We start from the raw sequence: 16014 nt of genomic DNA on the forward strand, positions 1-16014 counted from the left end.
GGCCACCCCCTCCCCGGCTATCCTTGGCGCCGGAGGTGCACAGATGAGCAACAGCGACCAGGACGACCGGGGCCGGACGCCCCGGGGCGGAGCCGCCGGCGCCCGTTCGTCGCGCGCCGGCGGCCGTCCCCGCGATCCCGCGATCGAGCACGCGATCATCCAGGCCGCGCGCAAGCGCCTCGCCAGCGACGGCTACTCCCAGATGACCATCGGCGACATCGCGGCCGACGCGGGCGTCACCCGCCCCACGCTGTACCGCCGCTGGGCGACCAAGTACGACCTGGTCGTCGACGCGCTCAAATACGGACTGCGCATGCAGCGCGAGGCCTATCCCGCCATTGACTGGGATCGGCTGGAACCGGTCGACGCTTTCAAGGAGGCCGTGCGCCGACTTGACCCGCGCTACAACAACAAAGCCGCAATGGCCCTGCATGGAAACTTCATGGCCGAGGCCGATCGCGAACCGAGGTTGCTGGAACAACTGCGCGAGCACGGCGTGGGGCCGCGCTGCCAGGAGCTGATCACCACGCTCCATCTGCTCAGGGAGCGCGGCGCGGTACGCCCGGACATCGATCTCGACATCGTCGTGACCATGTGCTTCGGCAGTTACTTCGCGGACTACCTCCGCACGGGCGAAAGCCCCGGCGCCGATTTCGCCGACCGCATCGTCGACACCGTGTGGCCCGCGATCGCCGCCGACCACCGTGACGTCCGCACCGGGAGCGGCGCGCACGGCTGACCCCGGCTACTCGCCGCTCGCGGCCGACCGCGCGGGCGGCGCGGCCGGCGCCGAGCCCCGCACCTTCCGCGCCGTCGGATAGGCGTACGGCCCGAGCAGCAGGAAGAGAAAGGCCGTGGCCACGAGAGCGCCACCGCAGAGGTAGAACGCCGGGTCGTAGCCGCCGAGCCTGTCGTAGAACACCGCGAACAGGAGTCCTCCCGCGCTGGCACCGAGCACGAAGATCGCGAACATGGCCCCGTAGATCTGCCCGAAGCTGCGCAGGCCGAAGTACCGGCTCGTGAGATAGCTGGCCAGGTCGACCTCGAGGCCCACGGCCAGGCCCAGGCAGACGGCGCCGAGGACGGGCGAGACGCCGGTGCCGATCAGCACGAAGGCCACCACGGGGACGAGTTGCTGCACGAAGGCGACGCGGGGCCCCCGGAACCGGTCCAGCAGCATCCCGGCGACCGGCCGCCCGACGAGCGAGGCGATGCCGACGGGGATGAGGACGGCCGCCGCCGCGGCGCCCGTCATGCCCCGGTCCGTCAGCATCGGGACGAGGTGCGTCATGCTGCCGTTCAGGGAGACCGAGGCGACGAACGTCCCCGCCGCGAGGATCCAGAACGACCGCGTGCGCAGCGCCCGGCGGCGTTCGATCCCGGGCGCCTCGCCGGCCTGCTCCGTGCCGGGCGCCGGGCGCGGGGCGTCCCCGGTGAGCCGCCGGCGCTCCTGCGCGTTCGGCTCGCGGATGACCAGGATCCACGGAGGCAGCGCGACGACCAGCAGGAGCACCGCCAGGCCCGCGTAGGCCCCCCGCCAGCCCACGTGGTCGATGAGGAACTGCGTGTACTGCGGTATGAGCGAGGTGCCGAGCCCGATGCCGCATACGGCGATGCCGATCGCCAGACCCCGCCGCGCGTCGAACCATCCGGCGACGGCCTTGGTGTAGGGGGGCGGCTGCTGGGCCGCGCCGAGCAGGGAGACCAGCATCGAGATCGCGTAGAACACCGGCAGCGAGTCCGGCGTCAGCGCGAGCAGCGCGATACTGCCGGCGAAGGGGACGAGCGCCGGGATCATCACCCGGCGCAGCCCGAACCGGTCGATGAGAAAGCCGAAGAGCAGGACGCCGAGCGCGGCCACCGGCCCGGCGAGGCTCTTCGCGCCGCTGACCTCGGTGCGCGTCCAGCCGAAGTCCTCGCCGAGTTCCTTCATGAACAGGCCGACGGTCTGCAGGACGAGCGGTGAGGCGCTCACGGTCAGCGCCGCGGTACTCCCCCAGACCACCAGCCACGATCGTGTTGTGAGGTTCATGGACGCCACGAGATTCTCCCGTCGCCGAAGATGATGAACACCTCGCCTGGAGGACCGGCCCTGCGGCGTGGTGCGCTCATCTTGCTGGGGAGATTAGTTACAGTCAAGACTTGTAACTTAACTACCTTCGCGGAACACCGGCGGCGCCGTGACCTCGCACGACATCTCGGGCGACTTTCGTTACAGCTATTGACTGTAATGAATCAGCGTGGCAATATCCCCGCCACGAACCCGCCGGCGGGAGGATGACCCTTGGACGTCCACGAAGCGCTCTACACCACCCGGATGATGCGCCGGATGCGGCCCGACCCCGTCCCGCTGGAGACGCAGTGCCGCATCCTCGACGCGGCCATCCGCGCGCCGAACGGGGGCAACACGCAGCGCTGGCACTTCCTGGCCGTCGACGACCCGAACCACAAGCGGCGGCTCGCCGAGCTCTACCGCGAGTGCCGGGAGCTGGAGTGCCGAGACCTCGCGGCGGGCACCCTGGGCATGACGGTCCCGGGCGACGACGCGGGCCGCACCGAGACCATGCGGAAGATCAAGGCGTCCGGCGGGTACTTCACCGACCACTTCGAGGAGATCCCGCTCCTGATCTTCGTGTTCGCCGTGGACGACCACGGCGGCGCGAACATCTATCCCGCGATCTGGAGCGCGTTCCTCGCCGCGCGGGCCGAGGGCGTCGGCGGTGTCATGAGCACCGTCCTCCGCTACGCCGAAGACACGGTCACGGACATGCTGGGCGTCCCCGTGGAGCAGGGGTGGCGGCTGACGGCGATGCTGGCCTTCGGCTACCCGCTGGGCCGGTGGGGCGTCGCGGCCAACCGGCGCCCCGTGCACGAGGTGGCCTCCCGCAACCACTGGAGCCGCCCGTTCGGCGCCGAGGTCCCCGAACCCTTGTGGAGCGGCCCCGCGGAGAGTTCCGCGAGCTGACCGGAGTCGTCCGGCGCCACCGCACCGGCACCCAGGGACCGGGTCAAGCACCACTCCTCGTCCGGAACGCCGGCCGGATGGAACGGGCCGTGCCGTTCGCCAGTGGTGATGTCCCAGGCCGTCAACGCCAGAGCCAGCCCAGCAGACCAGCTTTCCGGATCGTCCGGACGCCGCCCGGTGCGCTGGTACTCGTTGACACCTTCACCGGGGATGTTGGCGACAACAGCTACGCCCACCCCGCACAGCGCCGATGTCACGCCAGCGGTCACCAGAGGGCGCTCGGCCGGCTCCGGGCGCCCTGCCCCTCGTCAGTACGTCTCAACCTGACTCAGAGTCCAGATCGCCCAGGCGACCGTCGCCAGCGCCAGCGCGATGGCCACCAGCCCGAGAGTGATCCCGGCCCGCGCCCGGCGACGGTCGGCGTCCTCGTCACCCCGCATGCGCTGGAGAGCGACGCCTCCGGAGACCAGCGCGCTGATGACGGTGGGCACGAACAGGTATACGGGGAGAAACCGAATCCACGGCGACGCGAAGGACGGCGACCAAGGGCAAGCGATCATCGCCACGGCGAGCGCACCGAGCACCAGGGACGCCGACCCCCTCGCCTTCCGCGAAGCCCGCGCCTCGCCGATCGACCCGACGGTCTGCTGTCCAGAACTCATGGTCTAGAACGTAGGCGGCGACCGGTGCCCGGCCTTGAGCACTGATACTCAACTACACGTGAGCACCCGATCGGCAGTACCTGAGAGGGCATCGCCCACATCGCGCCTCGCGAGGACGCCGCAGCCGGATCGACTGATGGAAGATCCGGGGTCCGCAGGGAAGCGGCGGAGCCGGATTCATGCTGGCAGAGCGATTGCCGGGCCGCTCGCAGTGGACGGCGGTAGCGTGCACAATGCTCTGCACGGTCACCTCCTTCCGGCCGGCTGGTCCTCATCTTTCCCGTAGGCGTGAACATGGACGTTGAGAAGCATGCGGTCCCCGTTCAGCCTGGCCGGTTCGCGAACCTCCGGTCCAGGCTCCGCGACGGGCAGGACCGCCTGCCGACCTCGGTCTTCGTCGTCGGCACGCTGTTCTCGGGCTCGACCCTGCTCGGGCGGGACATGACCGCTCGGATCCGGGGCGCCCACTACGTCGGTGAGCTGAACAACTTCACGCAGATGCCCGAGTACAGCCACAAAGACGCCGGACTGGTCTGCGGGCCCTGCTCACTGCTCGGCAAGGAGTGCCGGCACTTCACGGACGCGCTCCGGGAGCGGGTGTCGTACGACGACATCCTCGGCATGCACCGGCGGTTCGCCCGGTCACTGGGGGTTTCGGTGGTCGTCGACGGAAGCAAGTACGTCGCCTGGCTCCGGCAGGCCGTCGAGCAGCAGCTCGCCGACCCGACGAGCCGGGCGACGCTATCCGTGATCGTCACGGCGCGGAACCCGATCGCCTTCGCGCTCAGCTACCAGAACCGGACGGGGGAGCCGCTGTGGCGGGGCGCGGGCATCTGGCGGGACACGTACGTGGACGCCCTCCGCACCGTCAACACGTACGGTCTGCCGCACATGGTCGTCCGCTACGAGGACTACATGGCGCGCCCGGAACGGTCCCTGGAGCGGTTGGCCGGCTTCCTGCACCTTCCGCTGGACGCGGAGCCCGACAACACGAGGATCCATGACACCGGCGGCAACTGGAGCTCTTTCGTCCCATATGTGGGGAAGGAGCAGCTGGAGGGCTACATTCGGCGGCTCGACGGTCCCGGGCGTGCGGAGGCTGAGGACTTCGTGAGGCATGCGCGGGCGTACTGGAACGACGAGAAGCCCCGGGAGGACACCCGCTGGCGGCGCAGCCTGAAGGCCGGCGAGGCCAACGCGGTCCTCAGCACTCCGGGACTTACCGACGTGGCGGGCATCCTCGGCTACAACGTCGCGGAGGTCGTCCACGCGGCCGTCCAGGGCGCACCGGCGAAGCCCCGCAAACCCATGCCCGCCACCGAACAGTGATCCTCGCCGTCTCGGCGTGCATCCTGAAAGCGCGCCTCTACCTCTTCGTCGGACTGCGTGCTTGAGGATCTCCCGGAGCCTTCTGGCGGACGGCGGTGAAACACGCGAAGCCTTGACGTCACATGTGGAGGAGACGGAAGCAACGGACCGTGACCAGGTGAGAGCATGGATCCATGGAAGTCGGCGGCCCTGGTGGTGACGCCTCGCACGGTCCAGGCGCATGACAGCCTTCCGGAGGGACGGCTACGCCCGGCTGCGCGACTACGCCGTGATCGGGGACGGGCGGAGTGCCGCGCTGATCGCCGCCGACGGGTCGGTGGACTGGCTGGGTATGCCGGACCTGGACTCACCCTCGGTGTTCGCCGCCGTCCTGGACCCCGTCCGGGGCGGGCATTTTCTGCTGGAGCCGGCGGAGCCGTTCACGGTCGCGCGCCGGTACCTGCCGGGCACGAACGTGCTGGAGACCACGTTCACCACCGCCCGCGGCAGTCTGCGGGTCACCGATGCGCTGACCCTGGAGGGCGACGGGACGCTGGGGCCGATGCGGGAGCTGCAACGGCGTTTCGACGGTGTGGCCGGGACCGTGCCCGTGCGCTGGAGCGTGCAGCCGCGGTTCGGTTACGGCGCTCACCGTCCACGCATCACAAGGCGCGCCGGTGTACCGGTGGCGGAGGCAGGCGGGGACGCCCTCGCCGTCTGTGCCTGGGACGCGGGTGAGCCGGAGTGCGCTGACCAGGCGATCAATGGCCGCCTTGAATTGAGAGAGGGGCGGCGAGCCCTGCTGGCGATGCCGTTCGCGCACCAGGAACCGCTCGTCCTGCCGACCCGTTCCGAATGCGATGCCCGTATGGAGCACACCATCGCGGTCTGGCAGGGCTGGTCGCGGGAACGTTCGTACGAAGGCATGTGGCGCGACGCCGTGCTGCGCAGCGCACTGGCGCTCAAGCTCCTGATCTTCGCGCCCTCGGGGGCGATCGCCGCCGCGGTGACATCCTCACTGCCGGAACACATCGGAGGCGAACGCAACTGGGATTACCGCTTCTCCTGGGTCCGCGACTCGGCGTTCACCCTCGACGCACTACTGCGGCTCGGATGTTCCACCGAGGCGCACGCCTACTTCTGGTGGCTCATGCACGCCACCCAGCTCACGCATCCGCGACTGCGGGTGCTCTACCGGCTGGACGGGGGCCCCGACACGCCGGAACGGGTACTCCCCCTGGACGGATACCGCGGTTCCAGACCGGTGCGGATCGGCAACGCGGCGGGCGCCCAGGACCAGCTGGACACCTACGGTGAGCTGATGCAGACCGGCTGGCTGCACGCCGGCGCCGCCGGACGCCTGGACGCGGACATCGCCCGGCGCCTGGCCGAGCTGGCCGACTTCGTCTGCGCCGCCTGGCGGTCGCCGGACTCGGGGATCTGGGAGGTCCGCAGCGCTCCCCTGCACTTCACGCACTCGAAGATCATGTGCTGGGTCGCGCTCGACCGTGCCATCGACCTCTGCGAGCGCGGCCTGATCCCCGACCGCGGCTCGGACCGCTGGCGACTCGCCCGCGCCCAGGTGCGCGACTTCGTCGAGACACGCTGCTTCTCCCCCCGTCGCCGCTGCTACACGCGCTCCGCCGGCAGTTCGGACCTGGACGCCGCCGTGCTCTCCGGCCTTCTCCACGGCTACTCGCATCCCGGCGATCCCCGCATGCGCGCCACGGTCGACGCGGTGGCACAGGAACTGCGGCACGGTCCGTTCGTCGACAGGTACTCCGGCGAGGACGGGTTGAGCGGCACCGAGGGCGCGTTCCTGGCCTGTTCCTTCTGGCTGGCCGAGTGCCTCGCCCGCACCGGGCGCCTCGCCCAGGCCGTCGCGTTGATGGACGACCTGATCAGGCTGGCCAACGACGTCGGCCTCTACGGCGAGGAGATCGATCCGGACACCGGCGCCTTCCTGGGAAACCTGCCCCAGGGGCTGAGCCACCTGGCGTTGATCAGTGCCGCGTGCACCATCGACTCGGTCGCGGGGAAGGCGGGCAGGTGAGCGCCGGGGGAACCGCCGCGGGCGCGTTCGTCGGCACACTGGTCCTGACCACCGTCCTGCGCACCGCCAGCGAGTTCAAACTCACCCGGATGGACCTGCCGTTCCTGCTCGGCACCGCCGTGACCGGCGACCGGGCCCGCGCCAAGGCGATCGGCTACCTCATGCACTTCGTCAACGGGGAGCTGTTCGCGTTCGTCTACTACGCCGTCTTTCTCGCCATCGGCCACGCCGGCTGGTGGCTCGGAGCACTCTTCGGTCTCATGCACGGGATCTTCGCCGGCACCGCGCTGGTGAACGTCCTGCTGCCGTTGGTCCACCCGCGGATGGGCAGCCCGATGACCAGCGCTCCCAAGGCCGCCCAGCTGGAACCCCCGGGCTTCTTGATGCTCAACTACGGACCCAGCACGCCACTGGTCACCGTCCTCGCCCACGTTGCCTTCGGAGCAATAGTCGGAGGTTTCACTTCGCTCGGCACCCCTGGATGATCCAAGCGGTGCGTTCGTCGGCAGGGAGGCTGGCCTTCACTTCTGCGCGGCGGTGGGGTACTCGCTTGGGTAGGTCGAAGCGGGAGAACAGGTCAGCGTCGAGGAAGGCGACGATCCGGGTGATCGACGTGTCGTCGATCGTGAGCACATGGATGGCGTGTGCCCGGTGCATACCATCGACGCCGCGCCGGTAGGCCGCGACGGCCGGCTGTCCGTTGGCCTGCGTGGGCATGAGCCGCGACGTGCCCGGCCGGTCGAGCACCCGGGAACCGATGAAGCGTGCGACGGCGTCACGTCCCTCGAACCACGTCGAGAACGGCGGCATCTCGAAACGGGCGTCCGCCCGTAGCAACTGCACCAGTGTGGTGATGTCGGCGTTCTCCAACGCCGACACACAGGCTTCGAGCAGCCTGCGCAGTCGGGGCTCCGCCGGTTCGGTGATCTCAGCCTCGTTGGGAGCCGTCCTTGCCAGTCGGGCCCGGGCACGCTGCAGGATGCTCTTGACCGCGACCGGCGAGATGCCGAGCAGGTCGGCCACCTCGGCGGCTCGCCAGGCGAGGACGTCGCGCAGATGAGCACGGCACGTTGCCTGGGTGGCAGCAGTTGCAGTGCCGCGATGAACGCGAGACGCAGGCTCCCGCGTGACTCGATGACCCACGGCGGGTCAGAAGGTCCTGGCCGGGTCGATGCGGTCGGGAACGGCTGCAACCAGCCGATGTCGGTTCCGTCGGGGGTGCCCGGCACGTTGATGTCACTGCTCGGGCCGGCCATCCCAGACGGCAGCGGTCTGCGGGCGTTCTGCGCGGAAGCCGTCAGGCAGGCGTTCGTCGCGATCCGGTACAGCCAGGTGCGCACTGAGGATCGATGCTCGAAGGACGACCCGTCGCGCGGCTGGAGCTCACCGCCGATCGTGGCCTTCGTCGTCGCCGGGGTCGTCCTCCTCGGCCTCTTCGTCCTCCACGAGCGGCGCGCCGACGCCCCGCTCGTGGACCGCGACCTGGCCGCCTCGCATCGCTTCGCCGCCGGCAATCTAACGCGCGGCCTCGGAGAGTTCGCCAGCCTCGGCCTGTTCTTCGGCCTGTCCCATCTCCTGCAGGTCCAACTCGGCCACTCGGCCCTGGTAGCCGGGGCGTTGCTGATGTCGATCATCGCCGGTGCGGTCGTCGTCGCGCCCATCGCCGAATCCCTCACCGGCAAGGCCCCGGGGCCCATCCCGGCTGGACGTTCTTCCTGGCCCCGCCGGCGATCGCGGGCGCCGGTTTCGGGCTCCAGGAAGACCCGACCGCCGCCGCGACCCTGCAGCACGTCCCATCCGAGCGGTCGATCAGCGGGCGCAACGTCTCCTACGTCGCCTACCTCCTGGGGATCACCGCCGGTGTGACGGTGGTCTCGGGAGTATGGCAACACCGCTTCGTCACAGCCGCCAACGAAGCGCTCAGTAGAGACGGCCTCAGCCCGGACGCGGAACAGATCCGGACGATGGTCCACACCGCGTTCACCGATGCGGTCGACACTGCCCTCCTCAGCTGTGTCGCGGTCGCCGTGACGGGAGCCATCGCGGCGCAAACAGCGGCGAATCCTCGAACTCCGAGTTGTGAGAGACGCCAGACCGACGAATCTCGGTGGAGGTGTCGATTCGAGGGCAGCCCATTCGTAGTGAGGGTGAAGCGGGAAGCGCCCGCCATGTCAGGAGGACCTCATGACGCATTACATGTTGTCGGTCCACAGCACCCAGGACCATTCGCGCGCACCCACGTCGGAGGAAGAGATGCGGCGGTCCTACGAGCGGCTCGCCACCGTGGAGGAGGAGCTGAAGTCGACCGGGGCGTGGGTGTTCTCCGCCCGTCTGCATGAGCCCGACACGGCCACCGTCGTGCGCATGTCCGGCAGCGAAGTGCTGACCACCGACGGTCCCTTCGCCGAGTCCAAAGAGCACCTGGGCGGCTTCTACATCATCGAGGCGGCCGATCTGGACGTCGCGCTGAACTGGGCGTCCAAGGTCACCGCCGCCATCGGCGCCCCGATCGAGGTCCGCCCGTTCGCAGCCGTCGCCGGAACCTGACCGCAGCGCCGCACCTAGGAAAAGCCCGATCGGCCGAACGCGGCTTCCTCCGGCGTAGCCGGCCGCCCGAGGCGGTGCCGGTCACGGCCGGCTACGCCGTCGAAGCGGCGGCGAATCCCCGGGCCTCTTCCAGAAGAGCCCTCCACAGTCGCCGATCCGGCGAGGGCAACGCGACCCACTCACGGAACGTTCGTCCCGCCGGAGCGAACGGACGGCCGCGACCGTCGGCTATGAGCTGCGCGACACGTGACCGGGGCAGTTTGATCAGCAGCGCCGCGCTCCGGCGGTCCAGTGCGGCGAAGAAACGTCCATGATGCCGCAGACATGGCAGCCCCATCATGGTCGAACGCGTGATCGCGCTGTCGGCGAGCATCGGCTCGGCCAGCTCCCAGAACAGCTCTTCCGGAGTCACAGTGCCCTCCCGTGCCGTCGTCGGTCGTCGCCATGTTCGATCCGCCGTGGGCGGCCGACTCATCGGTCGTGTCGGGGAGGGCGGCTACTGTGCTGGGCATGGAAACGGCCGACGCCGACGCGGCGGCGCTGCTGGAAGCCGCGCGGTCGGGTGACGAGGTGGCCTTCGAAGCCCTGATGGCACCGCACCGGCGAGCCCTGCACCTGCATTGCTACCGCATGCTCGGCTCACTGACCGAGGCCGAGGAAGCCCTTCAGGACACCCTGCTGCGGGCCTGGCGGAGCCTCCACACCTACCAGGCTCGCGCCCCGTTTCATCATTGGCTGTTCCGGATCGCAACGACGACCTGCCTGAAGAGCATCGAGCGCCGCAACCGGACACCCACCGTGCTGGCCGAGGTCGGCCAGCTGCAGCCATACCCCGACCGGCTTCTGGACGAACTCGACCCCGTCCACGTGGTCGAGCAACGCGAATCGGTCGCCCTGGCCTTCGTGGCGGCCCTGCAACTACTGCCCGCCACACAGCGCGCGGTGGTACTGCTGCGCGAGGTGCTGTGCTGGAGCGCAGCCGAGGTCGCCGACTATCTCGGCACCACCGTCCCCGCGGTCAACAGCGCCTTGCAGCGCGGCCGCGCCACCCTGCGCTCCAAGGCCGCACCTCCAGAGCGTGCACTGGACGCGTATGAGCAGCGGATCCTGCGACGGTTCGTCCGGTCCTGGCAACGACGCGACCTTGATGCGCTGGCGGCCCTGCTGCGTGAGGACGCCGTCCTGCGCATGCCGCCCGAACCGGTCGAGTTCGTCGGACGCGCGGCGGTCATCGGCTTCTTCGCCACCCAGCCCGCCGGCGGCCGCCTGGAGCGGATCCGGCTGGTGCAGACCGCCGCCAACCGCCAGCCCGCCCTGGCCGCCTACCTGCCGGACGCCACCGGTACCTGCCTCGGCTACGGCATCATGGTGCTGACCATCCACCCGGCGGGAATCGCCGAGATCACCGGGTTTCCGAACGCCGACGTCTTCGGCTGGTTCGCTCTCCCGCCCTCGCACCCGCCGGTCAACGCCCCCATCCACGTGTGACGGCGCAACCGAAGGTCAGCGCGAGGCGGCCATCGCACAGGTCATGAGGGTCTGCAAGAACCAGATCCACCTCATTGGCCACTCGCGGAGTTGGGCGCGCCGGCCGCCGGGGCAAATGGCCGTAGGACGAGCGCCATGGCACCGATGAGTCGTCATGCTCCCGAGGATCTGTCAGGGTGCACGGCCGCGCCGCGGCCCGATCCCCGGGAGAAACCGTGGATGTCCTCGCCATCGCCGACCAGTACTACGACGCCTGGATCCACCATGCCGGTGACATGACCGACGTCCCATTGGCCGCCGACCTCACCTTCACCGGCCCGGTCGCCAGCTTCCGCACCGCCGACGGCTACCGGGCGATGGCCCGGAAGGCGGGCGCCGCCGTGCGCGGCTTCCGCGTCCGGCACCGATTCGTCACCGGCCAGACGGTCTGCTCGATCATCGACTGGGAAATGGACCCGCTGCCCGGCACCCTCACCGCCGCCGAACTGCTGCACATCCGTGACGGGCAGATCGTCCGGGCAGAGCTGATCTACGACGCCGAAGACCTGCGCCGCGCGACGGTCAGGACGAGCGACCTGCTGCGGCTGCTGCGGCGCAGTTACGACGCCACGGCCGAACTGATCGAACAGATCACCACTCAAGGCTGGGCCTCCCCCGGCCCCTGCAACGGATGGACGGTTCGGCAGACCGCCGACCACCTGACCGGCGGGCTGCTCCTGATCGCCCAGGTAGCCGAGGGCACCCCCCTCGACCCCGCCGAAGCCGACGCCCAACGCCAGGCCGACACCGACCATCTCGGCACCGACCCCGCCACGGCTTTCCGCGCGGTGGCCGAACGCTCGCTGGCCGCCTTCAGCGAACCCGGGGCGCTGGAACGGCAATTCCCCTTCCTCGCCGGACCGGCCCACGGAACGGAACTCGCCTCCATCTCCCTCGTCGAAAGCCTCGTCCACGGATGGGACATCGCCCAAGGCGCCAAGCTCGACCATCCAGCCGACGAGGACATCATCGACGCGGTCTGGGCATACGCCAGGCAGGGAGTCGGCGATGCCCAGCGTCGAGCCGGCATGTTCGCCGAGCCCGTGCTCATCAGCCCGACCGCCGACACATTCGTCGCCCTGCTAGCCCATCTCGGACGACGCATAGAGGACAACGCAGCAGAGGCGGTCACGCGCCTACGAACCTGATCCCATCGAGAACGATCGCGGATCGAGGACGTGATCCAGGCCGCCACCGCCACCGTTCCACCAAGCCACCTTTTGTCCTTGCCACCCAGGCGGCCGGACCATCGCGGTGATCCCGCCGCGTGTGACCGCTCCCCGAACCCGGCAGGCCCAGACCCGTATGACTCTGAAGGCCGGTCGCCGTGTCGAGGCATCAAGGGCGGTTCAGGGCACGAACGATGAGTTGGCCGACGACGAGGTAGAGCAGCGCGGCGAATCCGTAGTTCAGGACAACACCGAGTGTGGCGTCGTCGGGGGTGAAGACGTCTCCGAGGCCGAGGACGAGGGCCTTGGCGACGCTGTAGACGCCGTGGACGAAGCCGTTGCCCTGGTTGGCGTCGAAGACCACGAACAGGATGTGCAGCAGGAAGATCACGGCGACGGTGCCGGTGACCACGCGAACGACGTTGGCCACAGCCGCTGAGCCGTCATGGCGGCGGCGGGCGTGGTGGCGCGACTGATACGGGTCTACCCCAGGGTGAGGCGGCGGCGGGTGAGGGCCCTGGCCGTATGGGGGAGCGTGGCGGGGATCTTGACCGTACGGGGGAGGATGTGCCATGCCCACGCATTGTAGGGGCGTGCGAACTCGTCGTCACAAACTGTGTGGTTCATTCTTCTCGTTCGCCATTCGCAGCTCCCATAGACCAAAGCGATATCGAAACGCCGACATGACCGTTGATCTGGAGGCTGTCACTCTGCGCCGGACAACGTGTCGAGGAGGCGCAAGGTGGTGGGGTCGGGCGTCCAGCCGCCTCGGCGGGAGGCCTCGTCGAGCTTGTCGCGTATCTCGGCGACCTTTTCGGCGAGCTCGTCGTCCTTGCCCTCGCGGAGGTGTTCGGCGATCTTCTCCAGGTGTTCGGTGACCTTGTCGGCGGTCTCCTCGTCGAGCCGTCCGCTGTCGGCCTGCCGGGCTATGCGTTGCTGGAGGGCGATCAGTGTCGATGCCGTGGACGGCGGGCGCGTCGCCGGTTCGGTTGATCGCGCCCGGCTCGGACCTTGGGCCGACGGACCAGTGGACTGGGAGGGAGCCGCGGCGGGTCGGTCTTCCGGCCCGATGACGGCGACCATGACGGCGACCATGATGACGGCCACCGCGCCGAGTGCGGCGACGAGCAGCGGGCGCCGTGCGAGCCATGCCACCAGGGAAGACTGAGGCGGCAGCACCTTGGTGTGCGGACGGGCGTGCCGGGCGCCGGTCGGAGCAAGGGCGGGAAGCACTTCGGTGACGTTGGACGGCTTGTCCGTCACCGGGCTCGGGGTTCCAGCCTGACCGATCAGCTCCAGCACCTCGGCCACGCGGGCGGCGTCACTGGTCCGCCTCTCGGGGTGTTTCGCCAGAAGCCGCAATATCACCTGCTCCAGGTTCGGCGGGACCTCCGGACGCAGCCGTCCTGGCGGGACCGGGGGGTCGTGCAGGTGCCGGTGGAGCACCGACACGGAGGTGTCGGCCGTGAACGGCGGCTGTCCGGTGGACAGCTCATAGAGCACGCAGCCCAGCGCGTACAGGTCGCTGGCCTCGCCGGGTGGCTGCCCGAGAGCGACTTCGGGGGCCAGGTACCCGGCGGTGCCCACCACCTTTCCGGCCGCCTCTTCGGTGGCGGGGACGTGCAGGGGACGGGCGATGCCGAAGTCGGTGAGCTTGAGGACGCCGTCGTCGGACAGCAGCAGATTCGCCGGCTTGACGTCACCGTGCACCACGCCGGCGGTGTGGGCGGCGGCCAGCGCGCGGGCCGCCTGCGCCCCGAGCCCGGCCGTCTGCCCGGGCGGGAACGGTCCCCTCACGTCCAACATCGCGGCCAGGTCCTGGCCGGTGACCAGCTCCATCACCAGGAACACCCGGTCACCGTCGGCCGCCACGTCATAGACCTGCACCACGTTGGGATGCACCAGCCGCGCCGCGCCGCGGGCCTCCCGCCACACCCGCTCACCGACCGTGCCGACCGACTCGTCGCGGGTCCCCGCGGCCGGGGACGCGGGATCCAGCAGCTTGACCGCGACCCGCCGCCCCAGCGACATGTCCTCGGCGCACCACACCTCGGCCATCCCGCCCCGGCCGATCGGCTCGATCAGCCGGTAACGGCCCGCCAGCAACACCGTGCCATCGGCCGTGCGTCCATGTCGTCCCATAACCCCAGTTCCCATTAACGCCACCACAACGTCCGTCGCCAGGTGGCGCCAGCCGGATCGTCCGATCGACCCGTGTCCTTCCTCTTAGAGCGCTCGCAGCGACAGCGACGTCACGCTGGAGCCATCGCAGACCGCCACTGGGCCCGGGCCTCGTACGCTCACCGCCCTCGGCGGCGCCCGCGCCGGCCTCTGCCGGCAAGCAGTTCATCCACCGGGAAGGCCCCGCCCCTACGGGGGCGAGGGGCGGGGCCGGCGCCGAGGGATGCCTCAGTCCGATCAACATCCCGGCACACGGTCACGGCGGGGAATCCGCAACCTCTTAGCTAGCAAGCGCCGCATGCTCCAGATCTGTCACACCTTCGCCGGCAGGGGCCAAGCCCGAGCACTTCCCGGCCTTCGTCGGCATCGCCGCCACGCTCATCTGCCACCGCCGAGACTCCCCAAGCGAAACGAGGTTTTACGGCGGACGGTTGGTGGATCTCGCCTAGGCGCATGGCCCGGGGGCCTGTCGGCTCGCAGGTGGACTCGGCGGGGCTGGGATGCGGTCTGGCAGTGCAAGCCGGTCGAGCGCGGGATGCTGCAGCGACGGCGGGATCATCCCGACCGTCTGAGCACCGGCCAGCGCGAAGAACAGGGCCATCACCCTGAGTTCCGTGGTCATCGACGCTGCCAACGTCGACGCGGAGCGCGCCTTCTGGCACCGGCTGCTCGGTGGCTCGATTCATCGCACGCCGACCCATCACTTCATCCAGGCCCCGGTCTCCCGGTGGTCGTCGTCCAGTCCGCTGCCGGACACGCCGCGCCGAACTGACCGGACGGCGCGTCCCAGCAGCTCAGGGGGTACGCGGGGTTTGCGGGGTCGGGACGGCGGTGGCTTAGTGCGCCGGCCTCGGCGTCGTCTCACTTGGTCGTGCTACTAGTCGGAGCCCTACCGGGGTGAGGGTTCCGTCGGCGACGCGACGTTGCTCGATGTCCCGCAGTACAGCGAACCAGCGTCGGCCGGTGGCATCGTCGGGCAGCCATCCGCCGAGATAGCGGTGCAGGTAGGGCACGCGGGCGGATTCGGTCAGGTCGAACCGGGTGGCGATCGCGTCGGTCATCGCGGCTCCGGTGTGCGACGGGTCGCCGTCGCGGTGGCGGCGGGTCCATTGCTGGAGCGGCTGGTCGGCCGGCTCGGCGGGCCCGCGCCATCCGGGCAGGCCGGCGGACGAGATCAAGGCGGCGATGTCGTAGAACCAGGCGGCGGTCGCCCGGTCGGCGCGTTCCCAGGCGAACTCGTCGGCGATCAGAAGACCGTCCGGCTTCAGGAGGGCCTTGGCCCGTGCGACCGCCGCGTCGAGGCGGTCGACGTGGTGCAGGGACAAGGAGAACAGCACAGCGTCGAAGGGTCGGTCACGGTATCGGGTGATGTCGGCCTCGATGACCGGGGCTGCGTTGTCGTGGGCGGCGGCCACCTCGTGCGGGTCGCTGTCGATGCCGGTCACCTCGTAGCCGCGGTCCTGCAGAGCGGCCGCGAGTTCACCGCGGCCGCATCCGGCGTCCAGGACGCGGGCGGGGGGCGCGGGCAGGTGTTCGGCGAGAAAGGCCAGTTGCTGGGCCGTCGATGTGATGGTCACGGCAGTAGCCTCGACCGGCTTCGCC

At 69.8% G+C, this 16014-nt stretch carries 16 protein-coding genes; 9 read left to right on the forward strand and 7 right to left on the reverse strand.

Annotated features, from left to right (window positions below; genetic code table 11):
* The first annotated feature begins 43 nt into the window (after nt 1–43).
* On the forward strand, nt 44–739 hold the full coding sequence (locus K8Z49_RS24245) for a TetR/AcrR family transcriptional regulator (protein ID WP_075021554.1): 696 nt from the start codon (nt 44–46) through the stop codon (nt 737–739).
* A 6-nt stretch (nt 740–745) separates the two neighbouring features.
* Here the strand turns inward: K8Z49_RS24245 and K8Z49_RS24250 are convergent, their stop codons facing one another.
* On the reverse strand, nt 746–2032 hold the full coding sequence (locus K8Z49_RS24250; RefSeq protein ID WP_412515290.1) for an MFS transporter: 1287 nt from the start codon (nt 2030–2032) through the stop codon (nt 746–748).
* Between the two features lie 252 nt (nt 2033–2284).
* On the opposite strand from K8Z49_RS24250, the gene K8Z49_RS24255 reads away from it, so the two are divergent.
* Complete coding sequence (locus K8Z49_RS24255; protein WP_412515291.1) at nt 2285–2965, forward strand: nitroreductase family protein; 681 nt, start codon at nt 2285–2287, stop codon at nt 2963–2965.
* 308 nt (nt 2966–3273) lie between these two features.
* Here K8Z49_RS24255 and K8Z49_RS24260 read toward each other — a convergent pair whose 3' ends face one another.
* Nucleotides 3274–3627, reverse strand: a complete 354-nt coding sequence (locus tag K8Z49_RS24260) for a hypothetical protein (protein WP_220126568.1) — start codon at nt 3625–3627, stop codon at nt 3274–3276.
* Nucleotides 3628–3921: 294 nt separating this feature from the next.
* Between K8Z49_RS24260 and K8Z49_RS24265 the strand changes: the two genes are divergently transcribed.
* The 3 genes from K8Z49_RS24265 to K8Z49_RS24275 all read left to right on the forward strand — a co-directional run bounded on the left by K8Z49_RS24265 (nt 3922) and on the right by K8Z49_RS24275 (nt 7473).
* Nucleotides 3922–4956 carry a hypothetical protein gene (locus tag K8Z49_RS24265; protein WP_075021558.1) on the forward strand — a complete coding sequence of 345 codons (1035 nt, stop codon included), beginning with the start codon at nt 3922–3924 and terminating at the stop codon, nt 4954–4956.
* 220 nt (nt 4957–5176) lie between these two features.
* Nucleotides 5177–6988 carry a glycoside hydrolase family 15 protein gene (locus K8Z49_RS24270; RefSeq protein WP_412515292.1) on the forward strand — a complete coding sequence of 604 codons (1812 nt, stop codon included), beginning with the start codon at nt 5177–5179 and terminating at the stop codon, nt 6986–6988.
* Nucleotides 6985–7473, forward strand: a complete 489-nt coding sequence (locus K8Z49_RS24275; protein ID WP_021591429.1) for a hypothetical protein — start codon at nt 6985–6987, stop codon at nt 7471–7473. Before K8Z49_RS24270 ends, K8Z49_RS24275 begins: the two co-directional genes overlap by 4 nt.
* Here K8Z49_RS24275 and K8Z49_RS24280 read toward each other — a convergent pair.
* Complete coding sequence (locus K8Z49_RS24280) at nt 7448–8131, reverse strand: nuclear transport factor 2 family protein (RefSeq protein ID WP_412515293.1); 684 nt, start codon at nt 8129–8131, stop codon at nt 7448–7450. The two genes, K8Z49_RS24275 and K8Z49_RS24280, sit on opposite strands and share 26 nt — an antisense overlap.
* 90 nt (nt 8132–8221) lie before the next feature.
* Here K8Z49_RS24280 and K8Z49_RS24285 point away from each other — a divergent pair, with 90 nt between their 5' ends.
* Nucleotides 8222–8854 carry a hypothetical protein gene (locus K8Z49_RS24285; RefSeq protein ID WP_412515294.1) on the forward strand — a complete coding sequence of 211 codons (633 nt, stop codon included), beginning with the start codon at nt 8222–8224 and terminating at the stop codon, nt 8852–8854.
* A 318-nt stretch (nt 8855–9172) separates the two neighbouring features.
* Entirely contained in the window at nt 9173–9535 is a 363-nt protein-coding gene (locus tag K8Z49_RS24290) for a YciI family protein (RefSeq protein ID WP_412515295.1), read from the forward strand.
* Nucleotides 9536–9626: 91 nt separating this feature from the next.
* Here the strand turns inward: K8Z49_RS24290 and K8Z49_RS24295 are convergent, their stop codons facing one another.
* The gene (locus tag K8Z49_RS24295) at nt 9627–9947 is read right to left on the reverse strand and encodes a hypothetical protein (protein ID WP_412515296.1); all 321 of its coding nucleotides are present in this window, start codon (nt 9945–9947) and stop codon (nt 9627–9629) included.
* 11 nt (nt 9948–9958) lie between these two features.
* Here K8Z49_RS24295 and K8Z49_RS24300 point away from each other — a divergent pair, with 11 nt between their 5' ends.
* A complete protein-coding gene (locus K8Z49_RS24300) occupies nt 9959–11023 on the forward strand; it encodes an RNA polymerase subunit sigma-70 (RefSeq protein ID WP_412515297.1) in 1065 nt (354 codons plus the stop codon).
* Between the two features lie 215 nt (nt 11024–11238).
* The gene (locus K8Z49_RS24305; RefSeq protein ID WP_021591436.1) at nt 11239–12210 is read left to right on the forward strand and encodes a TIGR03086 family metal-binding protein; all 972 of its coding nucleotides are present in this window, start codon (nt 11239–11241) and stop codon (nt 12208–12210) included.
* A gap of 190 nt (nt 12211–12400) precedes the next feature.
* On the opposite strand, the gene K8Z49_RS24310 is transcribed toward K8Z49_RS24305, so the two are convergent.
* The 3 genes from K8Z49_RS24310 to K8Z49_RS24320 form a co-directional block, all read right to left on the reverse strand.
* Entirely contained in the window at nt 12401–12643 is a 243-nt protein-coding gene (locus tag K8Z49_RS24310) for a hypothetical protein (protein ID WP_111831021.1), read from the reverse strand.
* A gap of 293 nt (nt 12644–12936) precedes the next feature.
* Entirely contained in the window at nt 12937–14373 is a 1437-nt protein-coding gene (locus tag K8Z49_RS24315; RefSeq protein ID WP_412515298.1) for a serine/threonine-protein kinase, read from the reverse strand.
* 875 nt (nt 14374–15248) lie between these two features.
* Entirely contained in the window at nt 15249–15989 is a 741-nt protein-coding gene (locus K8Z49_RS24320) for a class I SAM-dependent methyltransferase (RefSeq protein WP_412515299.1), read from the reverse strand.
* Between the last annotated feature and the right edge of the window lie 25 nt (nt 15990–16014).

Source organism: Actinomadura madurae, from assembly GCF_047130825.1.
Classification (GTDB): domain Bacteria; phylum Actinomycetota; class Actinomycetes; order Streptosporangiales; family Streptosporangiaceae; genus Spirillospora; species Spirillospora madurae.